The organism is Mycobacterium sp. 155, from assembly GCF_000373905.1.
Lineage (GTDB): Bacteria > Actinomycetota > Actinomycetes > Mycobacteriales > Mycobacteriaceae > Mycobacterium.
Genome location: NZ_KB892705.1, coordinates 1,407,584 through 1,430,345 on the forward strand (window position 1 = coordinate 1,407,584; position 22,762 = coordinate 1,430,345).

The 22,762-nt window shown below is 67.5% G+C and carries 1 protein-coding gene; it reads right to left on the minus strand.

Annotated features, from left to right (window positions below):
- Window positions 1-40 precede the first annotated feature (40 nt).
- On the minus strand, window positions 41-22,750 hold the full coding sequence (locus B133_RS0106545) for a non-ribosomal peptide synthetase (RefSeq protein ID WP_018599926.1): 22,710 nt from the start codon (window positions 22,748-22,750) through the stop codon (window positions 41-43).
- Window positions 22,751-22,762 lie beyond the last annotated feature (12 nt).

Genomic DNA, 22,762 nt, shown 5'->3' on the forward strand with positions numbered 1-22,762 from the left:
CCCGCCGCCTCCAGCGGCGGGGCTTCCGCTTGTCTGACGGCTACCGGTGCTTCCGGCCAGTCAGTTCAGCGGCGATCAGCGGGCCCAGCCGCTCCAGGATGGCCGCGTCCATCAGCTCGGAATGGCGGCAGTCCAGCTCGACCACCCGCAACTCGCCGCCCACATGCTCACGCCAGCCCTGGGACGCCACGCCCGTCAGGTCCATCTCCAGAACGGTGGCGTCCACGAAGAAGACGTCTCCGGTATAGGTGCCGTAATTCGCGCCCATCGTGAATCGTTCGGCCGCCACGTAGTTCTCGACCACCAGGGCGATCTGCTCGTCGTCGAGCACAGTGATGGCATCGTCGGTGTCGCGTACCAGCTCCACGGCCTCGGCGACGGACATCCTGATTCCCGGGTCGACGCCGAAGCCCATCTCCCGTAACAACCCGGCCAGCACCGCGGGCCCATCGAACTGCGCATCCCCTTCGGCGGCATCCGTACGAGCGTCCAGCATGCCGACGAAGCTGACCTCGCGGCCTCGCCGGGTCAGCTCCTGCGCCATCAGCAGGGCTATCGAGCCGCCGAACGACCACCCGAGCAGCCGGATGGGCCCGTACGGAGCCACGGCGACGATGCTGTCGGCGTAGGACACCGCGAGTTCGGCGATGGTGTCGGGTAGCGGTGTCCCGCTGAACAAGGGCGACTGCAGGCCGTAAATCGGAATATCTTGTGGGAGATAGCGTTTGAGACCGGCAAATTGCCAGCTGAGTCCGCTGGCGGGATGCAGGCAGAACAGCGGTGCGGCTGTGCCCGAAGCTCGCAGTGCCAGCACCGGCGCGAGACTGTCCGATGATCCGCCACCGGTGCTGATTCGCTGATCGATCTCGGCGACCGTCGGTGCTGCCATCAGATCGGCTACCGGGACGTCCACGTCGAACTCGCGTCGCAGGGCGGCCGCCAGCCGGACCAGTAGCAGCGAGTGGCCGCCCATGACGAAGAAGTCGTCGTCGATGCCGGTGACCTCGACGCCCAGGACCGTGGAGAACAGGACGCACAACTGCCGCTGTCGGGCGGTCTCTGGCGGGCGCCCACCGACCGAGTTGGCACCGAGCTCCGGTTGCGGCAACGCCCGGCGGTCCAGCTTTCCGCTCGGGGTGAGTGGAAATGCCTCCAGTGCAACAAATGCCGACGGCACCATGTGGCCCGGCAACACCGCGGCCACATGCTCACGCAGCTCGGCAGCGTCAATCTCGACGGCCCTGGCGGGTAGGTAATAGGCCACCAGCCGGTCCTCGCGCACCACCACGCGGGCCGAGGAGACCAGCGGATGTCCGACTAGGACCGCCTCGATCTCGCCCGGCTCGATACGTACGCCGCGCAGCTTGATCTGGTCGTCGGAGCGGCCCAGGTACTCCAGCTGACGATCGGCACGCCACCGGACCACGTCGCCGGTACGGTACATCCGCTGACCGGGGGAGTGGGGGCACGCGACGAAACGTTCTGCGGTGAGCGCGGTTCGGTGCAGGTAGCCGTCGGCCAACTGCACTCCGGCCAGATACAGCTCGCCGGGAGAACCGGCAGGGACAGGGTTCAGATACTGGTCGAGGACGTACACCCGCACGTTCCAGCCCGGCACCCCGAGGGCCACCGGCCCGCCGTCGGCGGTCCAGCCCAACACGTCGACCGCAGCCTCGGTGGGTCCGTACAGATTGTGCAGTGGCACACCGACGAACCGCTCGGTGAACCGGGCTGCCAACTCATTGGGCAACGCCTCGCCGCCGACCGTCACGCGCGTCAAGGACGTGCACTGCGCCGAGCGCGGCTCGTCCAGGAACACCTCGAGCATCGACGGCACGAAGTCGATGGCCGTGATGTTCTCGGCGACAATGGTTTCGGCCAGATATCCCGGTTCACGGTGCCCACCGGGACGGGCCACCACCAGGGTGGCTCCGACGCTCAGCGGCCAGAACACCTCCCACACCGAGGTGTCGAAGCTGATCGGGGTCTTGACCAACATGCGGTCGTCCGTATCCAAGGGATACGAGTGCTGCAGCCAGCCGATCCGGTTGACGATCCCGGCGTGGGGCACTGTGACGCCTTTGGGGCGACCGGTGGAGCCGGACGTGTACAGCACGTACGCACTTGCGCGGGCGTCGACCACAGGTTGCCGCGCCGGTGACGGACGGTCCCGGGCCATCCGCACCACGGCCGGGTCATCGAGCACCGTAACGGGTTTCGCGTCGGCGATCATGTATGACAACCGGTCCGACGGGTATTCGGGGTCCAGGGGTAGGTACGCCGCGCCGGTTTTGGTCACCGCCAGCAGCGCCACGATCAGCTCCACCGATCGGGGCAGTGAGACGCCGACGATGCCGCCTGGATGTGTTCCCGACTCCAGCAATTGCGCCGCCAACCGGGCCGACCAGTCGTCCAGTTCGCCATAGCTGAGCCGGTGCCCCTCGAAGACCACGGCTACCGCGTCGGGGGTGCGTTGGGCCTGCCTGCTGACCAACGCGCCCAATGAGATCGGCTCCACCTCGCGGTCCGTGCGGTTGCAGCCCTCGAGCAGGGCCGCGGCCTCGCCGGACTCCAGGAGATCGATCGCGCCGATCCGCATGCCGGGATCGGTGGCGGCGCACTCGAAAATGCGGATTAGTCGTTGGGTGAGACTGTGCACCGTCGACTCGTCGAACAGGTCGGCGGCGTACTCGGCCATGACCGCCGCGGTGCCGTCGGCGCGCTGGTCGATCAGGGTGAACCCCAGGTCGAACATGGCCGCGGTCACCGCTGGTTCGCGCCACAGCGTCGGCATACCGAACATGTCGGTGTCTGACCCGTCACGCAGGTGATATCCGATGAACAGATTGAACAACGGGTTGCGTCCGGGCACGCGAGGCGGATTGAGCTCCTCGACGAGCCGGTCGAACGGCAGGTCCTGATGCGCGAACGCGGCCAGGTCCGTGGTCCGCACCCGCTTCAGCAGCTCGGCCAACGACGGGTTGCCTGCGAGGTCGGTCCGCAGCACCACGGTGTTGACGAAGAAGCCGATCACCTCGTTGAGCGCGGCATCATCGCGGCCGGCCACCGGCGTACCCACCACGATGTCGTCACCGGCGCCCAGCCGGTGGACCAGTGCGGCGGCCGCGGCATGCAGCACCATCAACATGCTGACCTGGTGTTCAGTGGCCAGAGTGCGCAGCGCGGCGACGGTTTCGGCCCGAAGCGACAGCTGCAGAGTACTACCGGCGCCGCTGGGCCGCGGTGGCCTGGGCCGGTCGGCGGGCAGTTCCATCTCGTCGGGGGCACCGGCCAGTGTGCTACGCCAGAACTGCCGCTGTTGCTCACCCACGCCGGCCAGCAGGTCGCGCTGCCACAGGGTGAAATCGGCGTACTGCACGGCCAGTTCGGGCAGGACCGCGCCGAAGCCGTCGCGGCGGGCCCGGTACGCGGTATCAAGATCGGCGAGGAATGGCGCGTCCGACCATTCGTCGGTGGCGATGTGGTGTAACAGCAGCGCCACCGTGTGATGTTCGGGGTCGGAGGTGAACACATATGCGCGCAGCGGGATCTCGGTGCTCAGGTCGAATCGGTAGCCAGCCGCCACCTGGACTTCGGCCTCGATGTCTGCCTCCGCGCAGCCGGTCACCGTCAGGTGCGGGCGGGTGCCGCGTGGCAGGATCCGCTGGTGATACACCCCGTCGTGTTCGTCGAACACCGTGCGCAGCGACTCGTGCCGGTCAACGACGTCGGTCAATGCATTGCCCAGCGCATCGAGGTCGAGCGCACCGTCGATCCGGAATACCAGCGGATAGTTGTAGGCTGCTCCGGTTTCCCCGAGCCGGTCGATCACCAGCAGTCGCTCCTGGGCGGGTGATGCAGGGATTCGGTCGGGCCGTTGGGCGGCAACGAGTTCTGGACGCTGCCTGGTCGCTGCCGCGTCGGTGAGTATCGGCGCGAGTGCCACAACCGTGCGGGCGTTGAACACGTCCGCGAGGGACAGCTCGGCACCCAGCTCGGCACGGAGCCGGCTGATCAGGCGAATGGTGAGCAGGGAGTGTCCGCCCAGGTCGAAGAAGTCGTCGTCGACACTGATGTCCTGCACTCCGAGGATCTCACCGAACACGGCACACAGGGTTTCCTCGAGCGGGGTCTGCGGGGGTCGACCGCCGACCCGGCGGGTCTGCGGCGCCACCTCCGGAAGCGCCCGGATGTTGAGCTTGCCGTTGTCGGTGAGCGGGAGCGCCGCCAACGTGGTCATCGCGGTCGGCACCATGTAGGACGGCAGAACCCCGCTCAGATGTGCCCGCAGTTCGCCGATCAGATCATCGTCGGCGGTCTGGTCGTTCGGCACCACATAGCCGACCAGGCGTTGCGCGCCGGCCGTGGTCGGATCCGCCCGGGCAATCACGGCGGCCTGAGCAACCTTGGGATGGGCGGCCAGTGCGGTTTCGATGTCGCCGAGTTCGACGCGATAGCCCCTGATCTTGACCTGATCATCGGTACGGCCGAGGAAGTCGAGGTTGCCGTCGGGTCGACGGACTACGAGATCTCCGGTCCGGTACATCCGGCCGGAGCCGAACGGATTGGCCACGAACCGGCCTGAACTCAGCGCCGGTTGGCGCAGGTATCCGCGGGCCAGGCCCGCGCCCGAGACATACAGCTCGCCGGGAACACCATCGGGTACCGGCCGCAGCCAGCTGTCGAGTATGTGCGCGTGCGTGTTCCAGATCGGTTTGCCGACCGTGGGGGTGGTGCTGTCATCGGTACCGCCGCCGAGGGTGTTGATGGTGTATTCGGTGGGACCGTACAGGTTGTAGCCGTACCAGGAATCGCTGTCGCGCAGCCGGTTCCACACCGCACTCGAGACGGCTTCGCCGCCGAGCAGTACCAGTACCGGTGGATGCCCGGTGTGATCGAGCAGCCCTTCCTCGAACAGCAGCGCCGCATAGGTGGGCGTCACGTTGATGACATCGATTTCATGCGCGTGGCAATAGCTCACCAGAGCGGTGGCATCGCGGCGCAAGACCTCGTCACAGATGTGCACCTCGTGGCCTTCTATGAGCCACAACAGTTCTTCCCAGGACATGTCGAAGGAGAACGACACGGTGTGAGCGATCTTCAACCGCCGCCCACCCGCCTTGGCGATGGCTGGGGCGAAGATCGCTTCCCGATGGTTGAGATGCATGTTGGTCAGGCCGCGTTGCGGCGTGACGACGCCCTTCGGTTTCCCGGTCGAGCCGGAGGTGTAGATCACGTACGCGGGCTCATCGGGACCGGGAGTGTAACCGTCCCAATCGGATCGGGCCGCGGCCACCATCGCGATGGTCTCGGGGTCATCGAGTACCGCCACGGGGCAGTGCTCAGGGGCCAGCCTTCCGATCCGCTCGGCGGTGCCCTGGGTGGCCAGCACACATACCGGACCGGCGTCGTCGAGCATGACGGCCAGCCGGTCGTCGGGATAGTCCAGCTCCAACGGCAGGTAGGCTCCGCCGGCTCGCAGTACCGCGAACAACGCCACCACTGCGTCGATGGAGCGTGGGATGGCCAGTGCCACTGTCGTTTCCGGGCCGATGCCGCGATCACGCAGCACCCAGGCCAGCCGGTTCACCGCCGCGGCCAGCTCGTCGTAGTCGATGCTGCGGTCGCCGCACACCAGCGCGGTCAGCTGCCCGGACGCCCCGGCCCGTTCGGCGAGCAGGTCGATGACCGTCGCGTCGGGTAGCCCATGATCGGTTTCCGCGTCGCGAGCATCCATCGCCTCCCGCTCGAAGGGCAGCTGCAGACGAACCGAGGCGAGCGCCGCCGCGTTGGGTCCGCCGTCGCCCAACTGCACCAGTACATGCTGCAGCCGGTCCAGAAGTGTTTGGGCGTAGCCTCTTTCGACCACATCCGGCCGGTACTCGAGCTTCATCCACAGCTTGCGCCCGGGTGAGGCGACCCATGTCAGCGGATAGTGCGAGGCGTCGACAGAGTCGTGCCCGACGATGCCGTGCTCGGACTCCATGTCGGTGAACGTGTCGTCATCGAGGAAGTTCTGCAGCACATAGAGGCTGTCGAACAGCGCCCCGGCACCAGTGAGGCCGTCGTGGCCGGCGGCCACGAGTGCCCGTTGGATGTCGCCGAGGCCCAGGTACTCGTGGTCCATCAGGGCGAGCCGGTCGGATTGAACGGCGCGCATGGTGTCGCCGATCGAACGCGCAGGGGCCAGCCGCACCCGGGTCGGCACGGTGTTGAGGAACAGTCCGATGACGGAGTCGATACCATCCAGGTCCGTGGGTCGGCCCGCCACAGTCGAACCGAAAACCACGTCGTCCGAGCCTGTTTCGTAGGCCAGCACCATGGCCAGCGCGGTGCTGATCAACGCGTTGAGGGTGACACCGGCCGAACGGGCGGTCCCCGACAGCGCCGCCGACTGCTCCTCGGTCAGCATGAACTCCAAGCGCAGCGCCAGGGTAGCTTCGACGCCGGCCGCGGCTGGTATCAGCAGGGTCGGGGCAGTCAGGCCGGCCAGCGCCGTCGCCCACCGGCCGGCTGACTCGGCGCGGTCCTGGTCGGACAGCCACCGCAGGTAGTCAGTGAAATCTGCGGTGGGAGCCGGAAATTCGATACTCTCGCCGCGGCGCCGTGCGGAGTATGCGGCGAACAGTTCGCGCAGCAATTGTTCGCGCGACCAGCCGTCCAGCAACAGGAAGTGGTAGCTGAAGATTAGCCGGTCGCCTGCTCGGGTACGGATCACGGTCATCCGCGCGAGCGGCGCCGTGGCCAGATCGAAAGTCTGCAACCGGTCGGCAGCCGTGAGTTCGGCCATACGCTCAGCGGCCTGGTCGGGCGTCAGCCCGCTCAGGTCGACCAGCCGTGGTTCGCACACCGCGTCCACCGCGATGGCGGCCACCGGCTGGGCCAGGTCATCGGCCCAGAAACCCGACTTCAGCACGGGATTGCGGGCCATCACCGCTGTGTAGGCGGCGCGTAACGCATCCAGATCGACCGGGTCTGCGAAGTCGAAGATGTTCTGCACGATGTACACCGCCTCGGTGGCATACCGGGACTGGAAGTACACCCCCTCCTGCAACGGGGACAACGGCCAGATGGTCTCGACCGGCTGAGGCATGGCCGCGGTGACCCGGTCGATCTCGCCTTGGGTCAGCGTGACCAGCGGCAGGTCCGACGGGGTCAGCGCAGCCGTCCCGGCGTGGGCGACGGCCACCCCGCCGAGTTCGCGCATCGCCGCGGTCCAGTACTCGCCGAGCTCGGCGACGGTGTCGGCGGTCAATTCACCCTCGGCGTAGGTCAGGGTGGCACGCAGCCGCGGACCGTCATCGGTGTCGTCGCAGATCGCGTTGATCTCCAACAGATATGGCGTACCCAGGTCGGCGTCAGGGCGGGTGCGCAGGGCATCCACTTCAGGCGCTGAGGCCCAGTCGTCGGCCGCGTCGGCGGGCCACCGGCCCAGGTAGTTGAACAGCAGCTGGGGTCCGGGCAGCCGGCCGAGGACCCCGGCTGTGCGTGGGTTGCAGTAACGCAGCTGACCGAATCCGAGCCCGCCATCAGGGGCGGATCGGAGTCGCTCCTTGACCTCCTTGAGCACGCCGAGCAGATCGGCAGCCGGGGCGGGTAACCGCACCGGCGCGATGGAGGTGAACCAGCCGACCGTGCGGGACAGGTCGAGGTCCTCACCCCAGCCGTCGCGGCCGTGCCGCTCCAGGTCGAGGACCAGATCGGCGTGGGCCGCCCCGCCGTGGGCGGCCCGCCACCGGGACACGGCCAGATGCAGTGCGGCCACCAGGGTTTCGGTTACATCGGCGTTGGCCGCAGCCGGCACGGTGGTCAGCAGCGGGAGCGTCTCGGCGGCGGTGAGTCGCACCTCGTGGTCACGCGTGGCACCCACGGTCAGCATCGTGGGGCCGGCTTGCGGGTCGAGTTCACCGCCCGGCGCCAGCACAGCGGTCCAGTGCTCGAACTCGGCCAGCCGCGCCGCTTGTTGGGCGTTCTCGTTGACCGCGCGGGCGTAGGTCCGGATGGACGTGGGCACCGGGGGCAACGCGACCCGCTGGCCGGCCAGCACCTGCCGGCAGGCCTCGGACTGGTCTTCGATGATGATCCGCCAGGACACTCCGTCGACGGCGAGGTGGTGCACGGCCAGGATCAACCGGCCCTGCCGCTCAGACCCGAGGTCGATCCACACCGCGACCACAATCACGCCATTGTCGGGATCGAGCCGGCCGACAGCCGCATCGGATTCTGCCGCGATGAGCTCGCGCAGCCCTTCGTCGCCGATGTTCTCCCCGGCCACGCGCGTGATGGAAACAGGCGCAGCGGCGGTGGTTTCCAGTGACCACAGCAACGGCGATGGACGGTGCAGCCGGATACTCAGCGCGTCATGTCGCGCGATGACGGCGTTCAGCGCGATTTCCAGCTGTGTGTGCATGACCCCGGCGGGGGTGCGCAACAGCTCGGTCTGGTTCAACCGTGACACCGAGCCGCCGAGTTCGGCCAGACGCTGCACGATCGGGGTGAGCATCACCTCGCCCAGATCCGGACCCGCGTCGTCGGCGACGGCTATGTTCGGTGCGTCGGCGGCGACGGTCTCGGCCAACGCCGCGGGGGTGCGGTGCACGAACACCTGCTGCGGGGTGATCCGGATGCCGTGCCGCCTGGCCCGGTTGACCAGCTGGATGGCCACGATGCTGTCGCCGCCCGCGGTGAAGAAGTCGTCGTCGCGCCCGACAGCGGTGCCGAGGATTTCGGTGCACAGCGCGGCCAGCTGTGCTGCGGTGTCGTGTGCTTCGACCGCGGCTGCCCTGGTGGTGGCGGGTGGCGGTGCGGTGACCGTTTCGGGTGCCGGCAGGGCCTTGCGGTCCAGCTTGCCGTTGACGGTCAGCGGCAGTGTGTCGAGCGTGATCAGCGCCGAGGGCACCATGTAGTCCGGCAGCCGCTGCGCGAGTTCGCCGTGCGCCGCGGCAATGTCGAGGTTGTCGCTGCTCACCAGGTAGCCGATCAGCCGGGCCCGACCGGTGTCGTCGTGGCGGATGTCGGCCGCGGCGTTCGCCACGCCCGGCAGCGCCGCCAGCGCCGACTCGACCTCGCCGAGTTCGATGCGATAACCCCGGATCTTGACCTGCTGATCGGAACGGCCGAGGTAGACCAGTTCACCGGTCTCGGTCCACATGGCCAGATCGCCGCTGCGGTACAGCCGTTCGCCGGCTGCGTCGAACGGGTTGGCCACGAACCGGGTCGAGGTCAGGCCGGGTCGTCCGATGTAGCCGCGCGCCACCTGCCCGCCGGCGATGTACATCTCGCCGACGACGCCGGCGGGTACCGGCTGCAGATTGTTGTCCAGCAGGTGAATTCGCAGCCCGGGGATCGGACCGCCGATCAGGCTGTCGGTCGCGGCAGTGTCGGCACGTTCCAATGCGCGGTGCGAGACGTGAACACAGGTTTCGGTGATGCCGTACATGTTCACCAGCCGTGGGCTGTCCACCTCGTGCCGCTGATACCACAGCGCCAGCCGGGTGAGATCCAGCGCCTCGCCGCCGAAGATCACGTAGCGAAGCGCGAGCTCGGGGCGGATGCGGTTGTCGGCCTCGATCAGCGGGTAGAACGCCGACGGGGTCTGGTTGAGCACCGTGACCCGTTCGCGCACCAGCAGATCGAGCATTCGCTCCGGGTCCCGGGCGGTCTCCGGCTCGACCACGACAAGGGTGCCCCCGTGCAACAGCGGTCCCCACAGTTCCCACACCGAGAAGTCGAACGCCGAGGAGTGGAACATCGTCCAGACGTCATCGGGCCCGAACTCGAAACGGGAAGCTGTCCCCGCGAACAATGCCGCGACGTTGCGATGGCTGACCGCGACACCCTTGGGGAGGCCGGTGGACCCGGACGTGTAGATGATGTAGGCCGCACCATCCGCTGAGCCGGTGGGCGCGCTTGTCGTCGCGGCATGACCGGCGGCGTCCGCCAGGATCACGCGTGGCACGTCGCCGACATCGAACCGGTCCGCCGCATCGGTCAGCAGGCACACCGGAGCTGAGTCGTCCAGGATGTGTCGCAGCCGCGCCGCCGGTGACGTGATGTCCACCGGCACGTAGGTGCCGCCGGCCTTGATTACCGCGAGCAACCCGACGATCAGGTCGGTCGAGCGGGGCAGCGCCACCGCGACCCGAGACTCGGCCCGCACACCCAGATCGATGAGCGTCGCGGCGACTGCCGACGCCCGGACATCGAGTTCCGCGTAGGTGAGTTGGTCGTCACCGCAGCGGACGGCGACGGTGTCCGGCCTGCGGCGCACCGCCGCGGCGAACATCTGATCGAGCCTGCGATCCGGTCCGGGCCGCGACTCGTCAACCACGACGAAGTTGTGCTCCGCGGCGGTCCGCAGGTCGATCGCGCTGACCCGTTTTTCGGGCTGCTCGGCGAACGCGGCGAGGACGAGCTCGACCCGCTCGGCGTATCGGTGTGCGGCGGCCTCGGTGATCATGGCGGCGTCGTATTTGATCTCGATGGTGAGTTCATCCTCCACGTATGCGACGAAAGAGACCGGGTAGTGCGGCGAATCGGTGCCGCTGAACCCCTGGAACGCGATGGCGCGTGGATCACCGTGTGCGGCAGACGATGTCGTCGGGAAGTTTTCGACGACGACCATGCTGTCGAAGAACTCGCGGACCCCGGCGAGTCGGGCCAGCTCGGTCAGGCCCAGCTGCTGGGCATCCAACAACGCAGCCTGCTGGTCCTGCAGGTCGGTCATGGCCGCAACGATGGCGCCGTGCGGCTGCCAGGACATAGGCACCGGGATGGTGTTGATCAGCAACCCGACGATGGACTCGGTACCCACCAGTTCGCCGCCGCGACCCGACACCGTCGAGCCGAACACCACGCGGTTGCGGTCGAGCAGCCGGCCCAGCAGTAGGCCCCACGCGCCGTGCAGCACGGTGCTGACCGTCAAGCCATGTTCCCGGGCGGCGGCTACCAGCGCGGCGGTCAACTTGGGGGACAGGCGGCGCACTGCGCTGCGGTGCTCACCGACGAGGTGGCCCTCGGTGCGGGGGACGAGCGTGGTCGGTTCGATCCCCGACAACGCCTCCGACCAGGCTTGCCGTGCCGCCACCCGATCGCCACCAGTGACGGCTTCTACGTGGTCACGCAGGGTCACGCCGACGGCCTGCGGGGAGGTTCCGATGCCCAGTGCGGCGTTGTAGTGCTCGACGACGTCACCGAAGATCACCGGGTAGGACCAGCCGTCGGCCACGATGTGATGCACAGTCTGGATCAGCCGGTGGTCATCGGTACCCGACCGTACCAGCGTGTAGCGCACCAGCGGCGCCCGCGACAGGTCGAAGGGCCGCGACAGTTGTTGGGCGGCAATCTCATTCGGTATTCCGTCGAGCACCTCGAAGTCGACTGTCGGCTCGGCCCAGATGACCTGGGCCAGCCGGCCGTCGGACAGCTCGCGGAAGCTGGCTCGCAATGCCTGATGGCGTCCCAGCACCCCAATGAGACTGGTACGCAACAGCTCTGGATCCACGGGCCCGGACAGCTGGGCGATCTGCTGCACACGGTAGGTGTCCACGGATGCGCCCGTTCCGTCGGAGGCCTCGGCTCCGCCGAACATGCTGTGGAAGTACATGCCCTCCTGCAGCGGCAGCAGCGGCAGCACCTCCTCGATCGGGCCGGTTTGCTCCCACTCATCGATATCGGCCTGCTCGACGGCGATCAGCCCGAAGTCCGAGGGGGTGTGCCCGGTGAGGGCGTGGCAGCGGGTCAGCGCGGTCAGGGCCTCGGACCACAGTGAGGCCAGCTCGCCGATGTCCTCGGTGTCGAGCAGCCCACTCGGCCAGGCGAGGTTCATGGTCAGCACCGTGCCGTCGGGCCGGTCCTCGGCCAGCGCGTTGATCTCCAGGGCCACCGCGGGATTGCTGGGGTCGACACCTTCGCTGAGTGCACCGATCTCGGCGACCGGCTGCCAGTCGTTGCCGTTGCCGGCACTGAACCGGCCCAGGTAGTTGAACAGGATCTGCGGTGCTTGGCCGGTCAGCGGGCGCGCCTCATCCAGGTGGCGCAGCACGCCGTAACCGAGGCCTCGGCTGGGTACGGTGCGCAGTTGCTCTTTGACCGCCTTGGCGGCCGTCGCCAATGCGGGCCCGGCGGCCAGCACCTCGTCCCACGCCAAGGCACCGGGGTCGACCCGCACCGGGTAGATCGCGGTGAACCAACCGACCGTCCTGGAGAGATCCAGATCGCCTGCCATCAGCTCCGATTCGCGGCCGTGCCCCTCCAGATTGAGCAGTGCCGCGCTGCCCTGTGCCCGACCGCGATCCCTGCGCCACTGGCCCAGTGCCACGGCCAGCGCGGTGAGCAGCACATCGTTGACACTGCCGTACATCGCGGCGGGAACCGAGGACAGCAGGGTCGAACTCACCTGGGGTGTCAGCGATATCTGATGGCTGCGCACGGTGGCGGCGATGTCGCGGGCGGGATCCAGCGGGCGGGTGCCCATGTCGGGATCCGGGGTGGCCAGCACATCCTTCCAGTAGTCGGCCTCGTCGAAGTCGGTCTGCGTGATGGCTTGCGACCAGGTCTGGAATGAGGTGGATACCGGATCTACGGCGACGGGTTTGCCTGCGCTCAGCTCGGTCCAGGCCCGGGTTAGATCGTCGGTGATGATGCGCCAGGACACCCCGTCGATCACGAGATGATGGATGACCAGCAGCAGTTGCCCTGTAGCACCTGGGTTTTCGTACCACACCGCGCGAACCATGACTCCGTTCTCGGGCGCCAGTTCTCGGGCGGCGGCGGTCTTGGCCTGCTCCACATCAGCCGACGTGAGCACACCAGCTCGAACCGTCAGCGTGATCGGATCGGCGGACTTCGGCACCGCCAGGGACCAACCATCGGCAGTGACCGACAACCGAGCCCGCAGCATGGCGTGCGCATCGACGACGCTGCGCACGACGGTCTCGATAGACTCTGCGGTGGCCGCGGCCGGGGTGGCCAGCACCATGGCCTGGTAGAAGTTGGCCAGCGGGGTGTCGGCCTGCTCGGTTTCGGCCAGCATCGGAGTGGCGGTGATCGCTCCAATTCCGCTGTCGGGCGCTGATTCCGATGTCGGAAACGTGGTTTCAGCGGCCGAAGCCAGGGCTGCGACGGTGCGGCGCCGGAACATGTCGCGTGGAGTGATGGCCAACCCGGCCTTGCGGGCGCGCCCACATACCGCGATCGATGAAATGCTGTCGCCTCCGAGCGCGAAGAAGTCGTCGTCCACGCCGACGCTGTCGAGCCCGAGCACCGCGGCGACGATGCCCAGCAGCGTGGCCTCCCGAGCGGTGCGCGGCGCCCGGCGTTCGCCACGGTGAGCGGCTACGGGTTCCGGCAGGGCGGCGACATCGAGCTTGCCGTTGATGGTCAGGGGCAGCGCGTCGACCACGCCATAGCGGGTTGGCACCATGTAGCCGGGCAGCAAGGCGGCCAGGTGATCGCGCAGGTCTGCGACAAAGCCTGCCTCATCTGCGGGAACTTCTTGCGGGATTACATAGGCGACAAGGGTTTTCACTGGCGGCGAAGCTCCGTCTGAGCGTGCCACTACGGCACAACGAGCCACGCCGGGCGCCTCGGCGAGCACCGACTCGACCTCGCCGAGTTCGACCCGGTATCCACGGATCTTCACCTGGTCGTCGGCGCGGCCGAGGTAGTCCAGGATTCCGGGCTCGACACTTCCGGTTCTGAGGCGAACCAGGTCTCCGGTGCGGTACATCCGGCCGCCGGGCACATAGGGGTCGGCGACCATCGCGGTGGCGGTCAGGCCGGCCCTGTTGTGATACCCGCGGGCCAGGCCGGTACCAGCGATATAGAGCTCGCCGGTGCCACCGTCGGGTACCGGCCGCAACGCGGAGTCCAGCACGTAGCCCCGCGTGTTCCAGATCGGCCGTCCCACGGTCGGGGTGGCACTGTCGTCGGTGCCGCCGCCGAGTGTATTGATGGTGTATTCCGTTGGGCCGTAGAGGTTGTAACCGGCCGAGCCGGGGTGGTCGCGCAGCGTCGCCCAGACGTTGTCGCTGACCGCCTCGCCGCCCAGCAGCACGAGTGGTGGAGTGTGAGCACCGTCGAGCAGTCCGGCATCGATCAAGTGATGGGCGTACGTCGGGGTGACATTGATGACGTCGATCCGGTGCCGGTGGCAGTAGGCGACCAGGGCCGGCGCGTCGCGGCGCAGTTCCTCGTCGCAGACATGCACTTGGTGCCCTTCGACGAGCCAGAACAGCTCTTCCCAAGACATGTCGAAGGAGAACGACACGGTATGGGCGATACGGAGTGGCTCAACCGATGCGGCCCGTCGCACCGTCGGGCCGAAGATGGCCTCGCGGTGGTTGAAGTACATGTTGGTCAGGCCGGCATACCCGGTGAGGACGCCCTTGGGACGCCCGGTCGATCCTGAGGTGTAGATCAGGTACGCCGGGTGCTGCAGCCGCAGCTCACCGGTCGCGAAATCGCCGAGTTCAGCAGCGGTCAGCGGTGTTGAGGCCGTAGCAGCCAGAACGGCAAGGCTTTCCGGATCGTCGAGCGCGATGATCGCGGTGCCCTGGTCGCGGGCGAAGTCGCTCAGCTCGGAACGTTCCGTGGTGGTCACCAGCAGCACCGGACCGGCGTCTTCGACAATGGTGCGCAGCCGTTCGATCGGCAGGTCGAGCTCCAGCGGCAAATAGGCCGCGCCGACCCGCAGCACCGCGAACAGTGCCACCACCATGTCGATCGAACGCGGAAGTGCCAGTGCCACGAAGGTTTCCGGGCGCGCACCACGGGCCCGCAGGTACCGGGCGAGCTGCGATACCCGATCGTCGAAGTCGCGGTAGGTCAACGACTGTGCGCCGAAGACCAATGCCACCTCATCGGGGATCTCGGCCGCACGGCGGGTCAGCAGTTCCGCGATGGTGACCGGCTCGACCGGCCGAGCCGTCGCCGACCAGCGGTGTTCCAGCTCGCCGCGGCGCCGCGCGCCCATCAACGCAATGCTGCCGATCAACGCGTCGGGGTGTTCGGCGACGGCGGACAGTACGCGCAGTAGCTGCTCGACCATCTCGGCCGCCGTGGCGTCGTCGACCACCCGGTACTCCAGTTTGACGGTCAGTTCACGGCCCGGGGTCAGCACCCAGGTCAGTGGGAAATGAGTGGTGTCGTGATAGCTGACCCCGACGATGCCGTTCCGTTCCTCTAGATCGGTGAACGTGTCGTCATCGAGGAAGTTCTGCAGTACCAGCAGCGAATCGAACAGCGGCCTGCCGGAATCACCTGCCGCACGCTGGATCTGGCCCAGTCCGAGGTGATCGTGGCGCATCATCGACACCCGTTGCTCGCCGATGGCGGCCATCGCCGCCGATATCGGGCGGCTCGGGGCCATGTCGACGCGGACCGGGACGGTGTTCAGGAACAGCCCGATGGTGTCATCGATGCCGACCAGTTCGCCCGGGCGTCCGGCGACGGTGGTGCCGATGACCACATCGTTGCTGCCGGCGTGGTAACCGGTCACCAGGGATACCGCGGCGGTGACCACTGCGTTGAGGGTGACGCCTTGTGCGGTGGCGCAACTCAGCAACCGCTCGGTGGTGTGCTCGGGCAGTGCCACCACGATGCGGCCCGGCTCGGCGGCGGGGGAGGCGTCGGGATGACCGGGCTCCACACCGCTGGCCAGCGTCGGCCCGCTCAGCCCGCCCAGCAGCTCCCGCCAGGCCTGGGCAGAGTCGGCCTCGCTCTTGGCGGCCACCCACTGTAGGTGACGTGCCACCATGTCGCCGTGCAGTTGGATCGCACCGCGTTGTCCGTCGGAGTCGTACAGCTCGAACAGCTCCCGCAGCACCAGTTCCCGCGACCAGCCGTCGAACAACAGGAAGTGGTAGGTGAGCAGCATCCGGTCACGGCCTTCGGGCAGCCGGATGACCGTCAACCTGAGCAGCGGCGGAGTCGTCACGTCGAACGGTATGGTGCGGTCGGTGTCGGCAATCCGTCGTGCCGCCGTGGCCAGGGCTGGGTCGGTCGGCGCATGGCCGGATAGGTCGACGACGGCGATGTCGGCGGGTGGATCGGTGATCACCACCTGAATCAGCGCGGTCGCGTCGGGGGCCGGTTCGTCCTCGACGTGCTCGACGGTGTGGAACCCGACCCGCAACTGCGGATGGCGGTGCAGCAGCGCCGTGAAAGCTCGTCCCATCGCATCCAGGTCGATACGCCGGTCGAATGCGAACGTGTTCTGCGCGATGTACGTGGGCCCGGCGTCGGCCAGCGTGCTCTGGTAGTAGACGCCCTGCTGCAGTGGGGACATCGCCCAGATGTCCTCGACCGCATCGCCTTCGGAGATCCGGTCGATGGTTTCCCGGGACAGCCGCACGGTACAGAACCGATCGATCGGCTCGCTGTTCTCCGGCTCGGTTTCCTCGGACAGCAGTGCCGCGAGTCCGATGGCTGTGCGGCCTCGGAACACGTCCTCGGTGGTGGCGCGGTAGCCGCCACGGGCGAGTCGACTGGTTACCCGGATCGCCGTGATGCTGTCACCGCCCATGGCGAAGAAATCGGCGTCGGCGCTGACGGTGTCGCGACCGAGCACCACCGACATGACGTCGACGATGGCGCGTTGCACGTCGTCTGCCGGCGCCAGCATCACGTCGTTGTCTTGGCCTTCGGCGCCTATCAGTGCCCGAAGTGCCGCGGTGTCGCGTTTGCCGTTGGGCAGCAGTGGCATCGACTCGAGAGACTGGATCGAGGTCGGAACCAGGTGGCGGGGGAGTTCGGCGGCGACGGCGCTCAGCAGGTGATCAGGTTCTCGATTGTCCGGCCCGAGTACCACGAATGCGGCCAGGCTCGAACCGGATCCGACCACCGCAACCTCACGCACGCCGGCTTGTCGGGCCAGTGTGGCCTCCACCTCGCCGGGTTCGACGCGATACCCGTTGACCTTGAGTTGGTCGTCGGCGCGTCCCGCGAATGTCACCCGGCCGTCGGGCAGCAGGGCGCCCAGGTCACCGGTGCGGTACAGCCGCAGGCCGTCCGCAGCGGCCACGAACCGCGTCGCGGTCTGCCCGGCGCGATGCAGATAGCCTCTGGCGGATTGCACACCGGTGACGTAGATTTCGCCGATCACCCCGGCCGGCAGATCTCGCAGCTGGTGGTCGAGTATCCGGATCCCGGTGCCGGGGACGGAACTGCCGAGCGTGATGGCTCCGACGCCCTGAACCCCGGCGAGCACATCACCGGTGACCTCGGAGGACCCGTAGGAGTTGACCACCTCAGCGGTCGGGGTGGCCTTCCGCAACGCTGCGAGGTGTTGCGCCTCGAGTGCTTCGCCGCTGACGATCCACCGACGCAATGCACCGACCTGGTCGGGGTGCTCGTCGGCCAATGCGGCGGCCAGCGACGGTACCGCAACCAACTGGGTGACGCCGTGGGCGGCGATCAGCTCGGCTAACCGGCCACCGTCGCGGGCGATCACGTCGTCGGCCAGCACGGTGCAGGCACCGGCGGCCAGACCGGCCAGCAGCTCGGTGGTGCCGTCGATGAACGACAGCGAGCTCTTGGCCACCCGCACGTCGGCTGGCCAGGCGGTGACGGCCCAGGCCAGTCGATTGGCCAGGGCCGCATGGGTTCCCAGCACAGCCTTCGGTTCTCCGGTGGAACCCGAGGTGTACAGCAGCGACACCGCGTCGGCGGGGCTCACCGGCACCGGGGTGAACGGTGCGCTGGCACCGTCGATCTCGGCAATCGGAACCACCACGGTGCCCTCCGGCACCGAATCGCGGAGAACATCGTGTCCGTCGACGTCGACGAGCACCGCCGCGGGACGGGCATGGTCGAGCATGAACGCGATGCGGGGGCGCGGATAGGACAGATCCACCGGCAGATAGGCCGCACCGGTGGCGATGATCGCCCACATCGCGGCGACCAGGTCGGCTGACCGGCGCGCACCCAGAGCCACCACGTCTCCGCGCCCGACCCCGGCAGCGGTCAGGCGGTGCGCCAATGCGGCTGCCCGGTCGTCGAGTTCGCCGAACGTCCAGGTCGTGTCATCACAGATCAGGGCCGTGGCGCCGCGGTGCTCCGCGATGGCGGCAGCGAGCAGGTCGGTGACGGTGCCTACCGTCGCGGCGGGGAGTTCTGGCGGCGGGGCAGTGAGGGTGATGCGATCTGCCGCAACCGTCGGATCGGCCGCGAGTGCGCGCAGCACCTCGGCGAAGGCCGAGACGGCGGTGTCGGCGAACACGTCCGAGACGTGTTCGCGGTCGTTGGTGACTGTCACCGTGATGGTGTCGCGCACGGTGATCATCAATGTCAGGGGATAGTGCGGAGCCTCGACGACCGCGATATCGCCGAGCGTGAGCGCTCCGCGGGAATGAGTTGTGGCACCGATGTTCTCGATCACCACCAGCGAGTCGAACAGTTCACCGATGCCGGACAGGCGATGCGCCTCGGTCAACGGCAAATGATGATGCTCAAGCAACTCGGACTCGATCTGGCCGAGCCGGGAAGCGACCTCGGCGACAGTGTCTCCCGCGGACCAGCGCACCCGCACCGGCACGGTGTTGACCAGCAGCCCGACCATGGTGTCGATACCTCGGACGGCGCCGCCGCGCCCGGAGACCACAGTGCCGAATACCACGTCTTCACGCCCGGTGAGCCGGCCCACGGTGACTCCCCACGCGGTGTGCAGGAGGCTACCCAGGGTCACCGACGCGGCATCGGCGGCAGCCGCCAGGTCGGTCCGCTGCGCCACGGTGACGGTGCGCGAGCCGAAACCGGCTGCCGATTCGGGGGCCCCGTCGGCGGCCGCAACCCGGGTGGGCTCATCGATGCCCTCGAGCACGACGGACCAGGCGGCCGCGTCAGCGTTCGAGTCGCGGGTGGCCAGCCAGTCGATGAAACGGGTGAATTGCGGTGCCGGACAGTCGAAGTCATCGCCAGCGTAGGCCGTCAGGAGATCATCGAGCACGAGCGGCACCGACCATCCGTCGGCGACGATGTGATGCACGGTCTGGATCATCGTGTGCACATCATCGGAGCGCCGGACCAGTGTGTAACGGGTCAGCGGGGCGGCGGCCAGGTTGAACCGCCGGTTGCGTTCCCACTCAGCCCGCTGCTCAATGACGGCCGCCGGGTCTGTGGTGTACCGGGCGTCGACCACGTCGAAGTCCGGTGGCACCACGTCGGCATGTACCGCAACCGGGGTGCCGTCCGACAGCGTGGTGAAAGCGGCCGAGAGCGCGCGATGGCGGGTCGCGACGGTTTCGGTGGCCCGTTGGAATCTCTCCATGTCCAGCGGGCCGGTGATGTCCACGATCTGTTGCACCACATATGGGTCGCGACTGCGGCTGAAGGTGGAGTGGAAGTAGATGCCCTCCTGCACCGGGGTGAGGGGAAGAATGTCCACCAGCCCGGGATAGCTGCGCTCGAGTTCCGCGACATCGGCCGCGCCGGCGCTGACCCGGCCGAAATCGGAGACGCTGTGCCCGCCGACGTAGGCGCTGGTCGCGATGGTGGTCAGTAGCTCGGTCCAGGTCCGGGCCAGGCCGTCCACCTCGGATTCGGCGACGGCGGCCGAGGGCCAGCTGAAGGTGGCGCGCAATACGGTTCCTTCAGCGGTGTTGACCGCCTCGGCGTTGACCTCGAGCAGCCGCGGTAGTGGCATGGCCGGATCTCGGCCCTCCAGCACCGCGACCTGATCGTCGGCGAAGGCCCACGGACGATCGGCGGCGTCGAACCGGCCGAGATAGTTGAACAACACCTGCGGCGCAACCGTCAATCCGTCGGCGGCCCTTAGATAGCGCAGGGCGCCGTAGCTGAATCCGTGCGACGGCACCGCTCGCAGCTGGTCCTTGATCGATCGTACCGCTGCGCCGAGCTGATCACCGTCAGAAAGAGCTGCCTGCCAATCGAATTCGTGATCAGAGAGGGCCACGGGGTAGAGTGTGGTGAACCATCCCACGGTGCCCGACAGGTCGGTATCGCCGACCAGTTGCCCCTCGCGACCGTGGCCCTCCATCTCGACCAACACGGTGTCCTGGTGGCGGCCGCGTCCTGCGAGCCAGTTGCGCAGCGCCAGGTACAACGCCGCTACCAAGGCGTCGTTGACATGTCCGTGGATACGGTCGGGTATCGCGGTGAGAATCGCCTCGGTGATGGCGACCGGCAGCTGGACGGTGAGCCGCGACTCGGAGGCCACAGTGTCGCGGACCGGGTCGAGTGTCCTTCTACCCCAAGGGGTTTCGGTATTGGCGCAGACCTGTCGCCAGTACGGGAGATCGTGGTCGAAAGTGCCGGCCTGCGCGGCGTCGGTGAGGCGTTGCGCCCAATCCCGCCACGAGACGTCACCAGCCGCAAGCTCGATGGGCCGACCCTCGGTGAGGTGCTGGTAGGCCGTGGCCAGATCCTCGGCAAGGATACGCAGCGAAACCCCGTCGATCACGATGTGGTGGGCGATGACCACCAAACGCCCAGCCGCCCCAGCTTCATTGCTCCTCGCGTCCGCCTCAGCTTGATTGCTCCTCACGTCCGCAGCAGGCCGGCGGACCCAACCGAACGCCACCACGATTCCACGGGCCGGATCCAGGGCGCTGACGAGGCGTTCGGCCGTGCGCTGTACCGCAGCGTCGAGATCGTCGGCGACATCTACCACCGTCAGCTCGACGGCGGGTGCCTTCTCGACGATCGTGAGCCGGCTGGCCGTACCGGACGTGGCAGCCCACAGCGCATGGTGTCGATTCAGTGTCGCTTGCAGGATCGAACGCAGCGACACCTCGTCCAAGTCGGCCGGGGTGACCAGTGACATGCCCTGATAGAAGCCGTTGAGCACCGAACCGTCGGCACCGGTTTCATCCAACCAACGCAGGATCGGGGTGGGCTCCGCGAGGCCGGTCGAGGCAATAATTCCAAACGTTGATCTGCCACTGTCGGTTTCGGCAAGCAAAGGAGCCAGCGATTCGGCGGTGCGATGACTGAACATATCGCGTGGGCGCAGCGAGTACCCCGCAGCGCGTACCCGGCTGACCACCCGGATCGCCACGATGCTGTCGCCGCCGAGGGCGAAGAAGTCCTCGTCGACGCCGACCGTCTCGAGATCGAGGGCATCGGCGAACGCCACACACAGGACCGTCTCACGAGGTGTGCGCGGTGCGGTGACGGTCCGCGACCGCGGCAGCTCGGGTGCGGGCAAGGCCCGGCGGTCTGTTTTGCCGTTGGCTGTCACTGGGACCCGATCCAGGGCGACGAAAACTGTGGGCACCATGTAGCCCGGTAGTCGAGTGTGAGCCCAGGCGACGATTTCGCGGTGCAGCGCTTCGTCATTGACCACACCATCGTCAGCCACCAGGTAGCCGACCAGTTGCTCGCCTCCGCCCTGGCGGTGCACATCGACTATCACCTGACGGACCGCCGGGTGGTCGGCCAGTTGGGATTCGATCTCCTCGAGCTCGATGCGCCGCCCGCCGATCTTGACCTGGTTGTCGGCCCGGCCCAGAAACTCCAGCGATCCGTCGGCGGTCCAGCGGGCCAGGTCGCCCGTGCGGTACATCCGAGAGCCGTTGCTGTCGAATGGGTTCGCCACGAACCGCGAAGCGGTCAATGATGCCGCGTTGACGTAACCCCGACCGAGAAGAAAGCCCGCCGCGTACAGCTCACCCCCGACGCCCGGCGGTACCGGACGCATATCGTCATCGAGCACATACAGCTGGGTGTGCGGGTTGGGCCGGCCGATCGAGGTGGCGATACGCTCGGCGGTGTCTCGGTAGATCACGTGGGAGACACCGATGGTGGCCTCTGCCGGACCGTAACCGTGGTAGAGCGTGGTGGTCAGCTGGCAGCGGAAACGGGCGAACAGTCCAGGGGTGAGCACCTCTCCGCCACACCACACGTGGTGCAGCGATTTCAGTGAACTCGGTGCGCCGGCAGCGGTGGCCAGTCGGTCCAGCTCCAGCAGGGTGTCGAGCATCGAGGACACCAGGTAGACGAAAGTGACTCGTTCGGTCCGGATCAGGTCCAGCAGGTATTCGGGGTCCTTCTCGCCATCAGGCGCAGCCACCACCACCCGTCCACCGCTGACCAGCGGCAGCAGTATCTCGTTGACTGAGATGTCAAAAGACAGCGGGGCTTTGAACAGCGAAGCGTCGTTGCGGCCGTCTTTTCCGAACAGCAGCACCTGGTCGCGCTGCCAAGTGAGCCGCTCGGCGATCGCGTCGTGGCGGATCATCGCGCCCTTGGGTTTTCCGGTCGATCCCGAGGTGAAGATGACATAGGCCAGCTGACTCGGGTGGACGTCGATATTGGGCAGCGCCACCGACTCCGAGGTGTAGTTCCAGTCCGACAGATTCACCGCCAATGTGGGGACGTCCCAATCGGGTTCGTACTCGCCGGCGGTGAATGCGGCGACGGCACCGGAATCGGCCAGCACCTGGCTGCGGCGGTGCAGGGGCCAGGTCGGGTCGAGTGGTACGAAGGCGGCTCCGGCCATCATCGCCGCCAGGACGCACACGACCATCTCCGCCGAGCGTGGGATGCCGATCGCCACCACGGATTCCGGCTGGGCATCGGTGGCCGATCGAACGGTGTGGGCCAGTTGAGCGACGTGCGTCGCGAGCTCACGGTAAGTGAGTCGGTGCACCCCGTCGACGACGGCGATATCATCCGGGGTGGCTGCGCACTGGGCGTAGAACAACGTGGGCACCGTCGACGGCCGTTCCGGCGTCGAGTAATTGTTCCACTGGCCCAGAAGGCCGGTCATGTCCAATACTTCCGTGGTCACGTGAGCAACCCC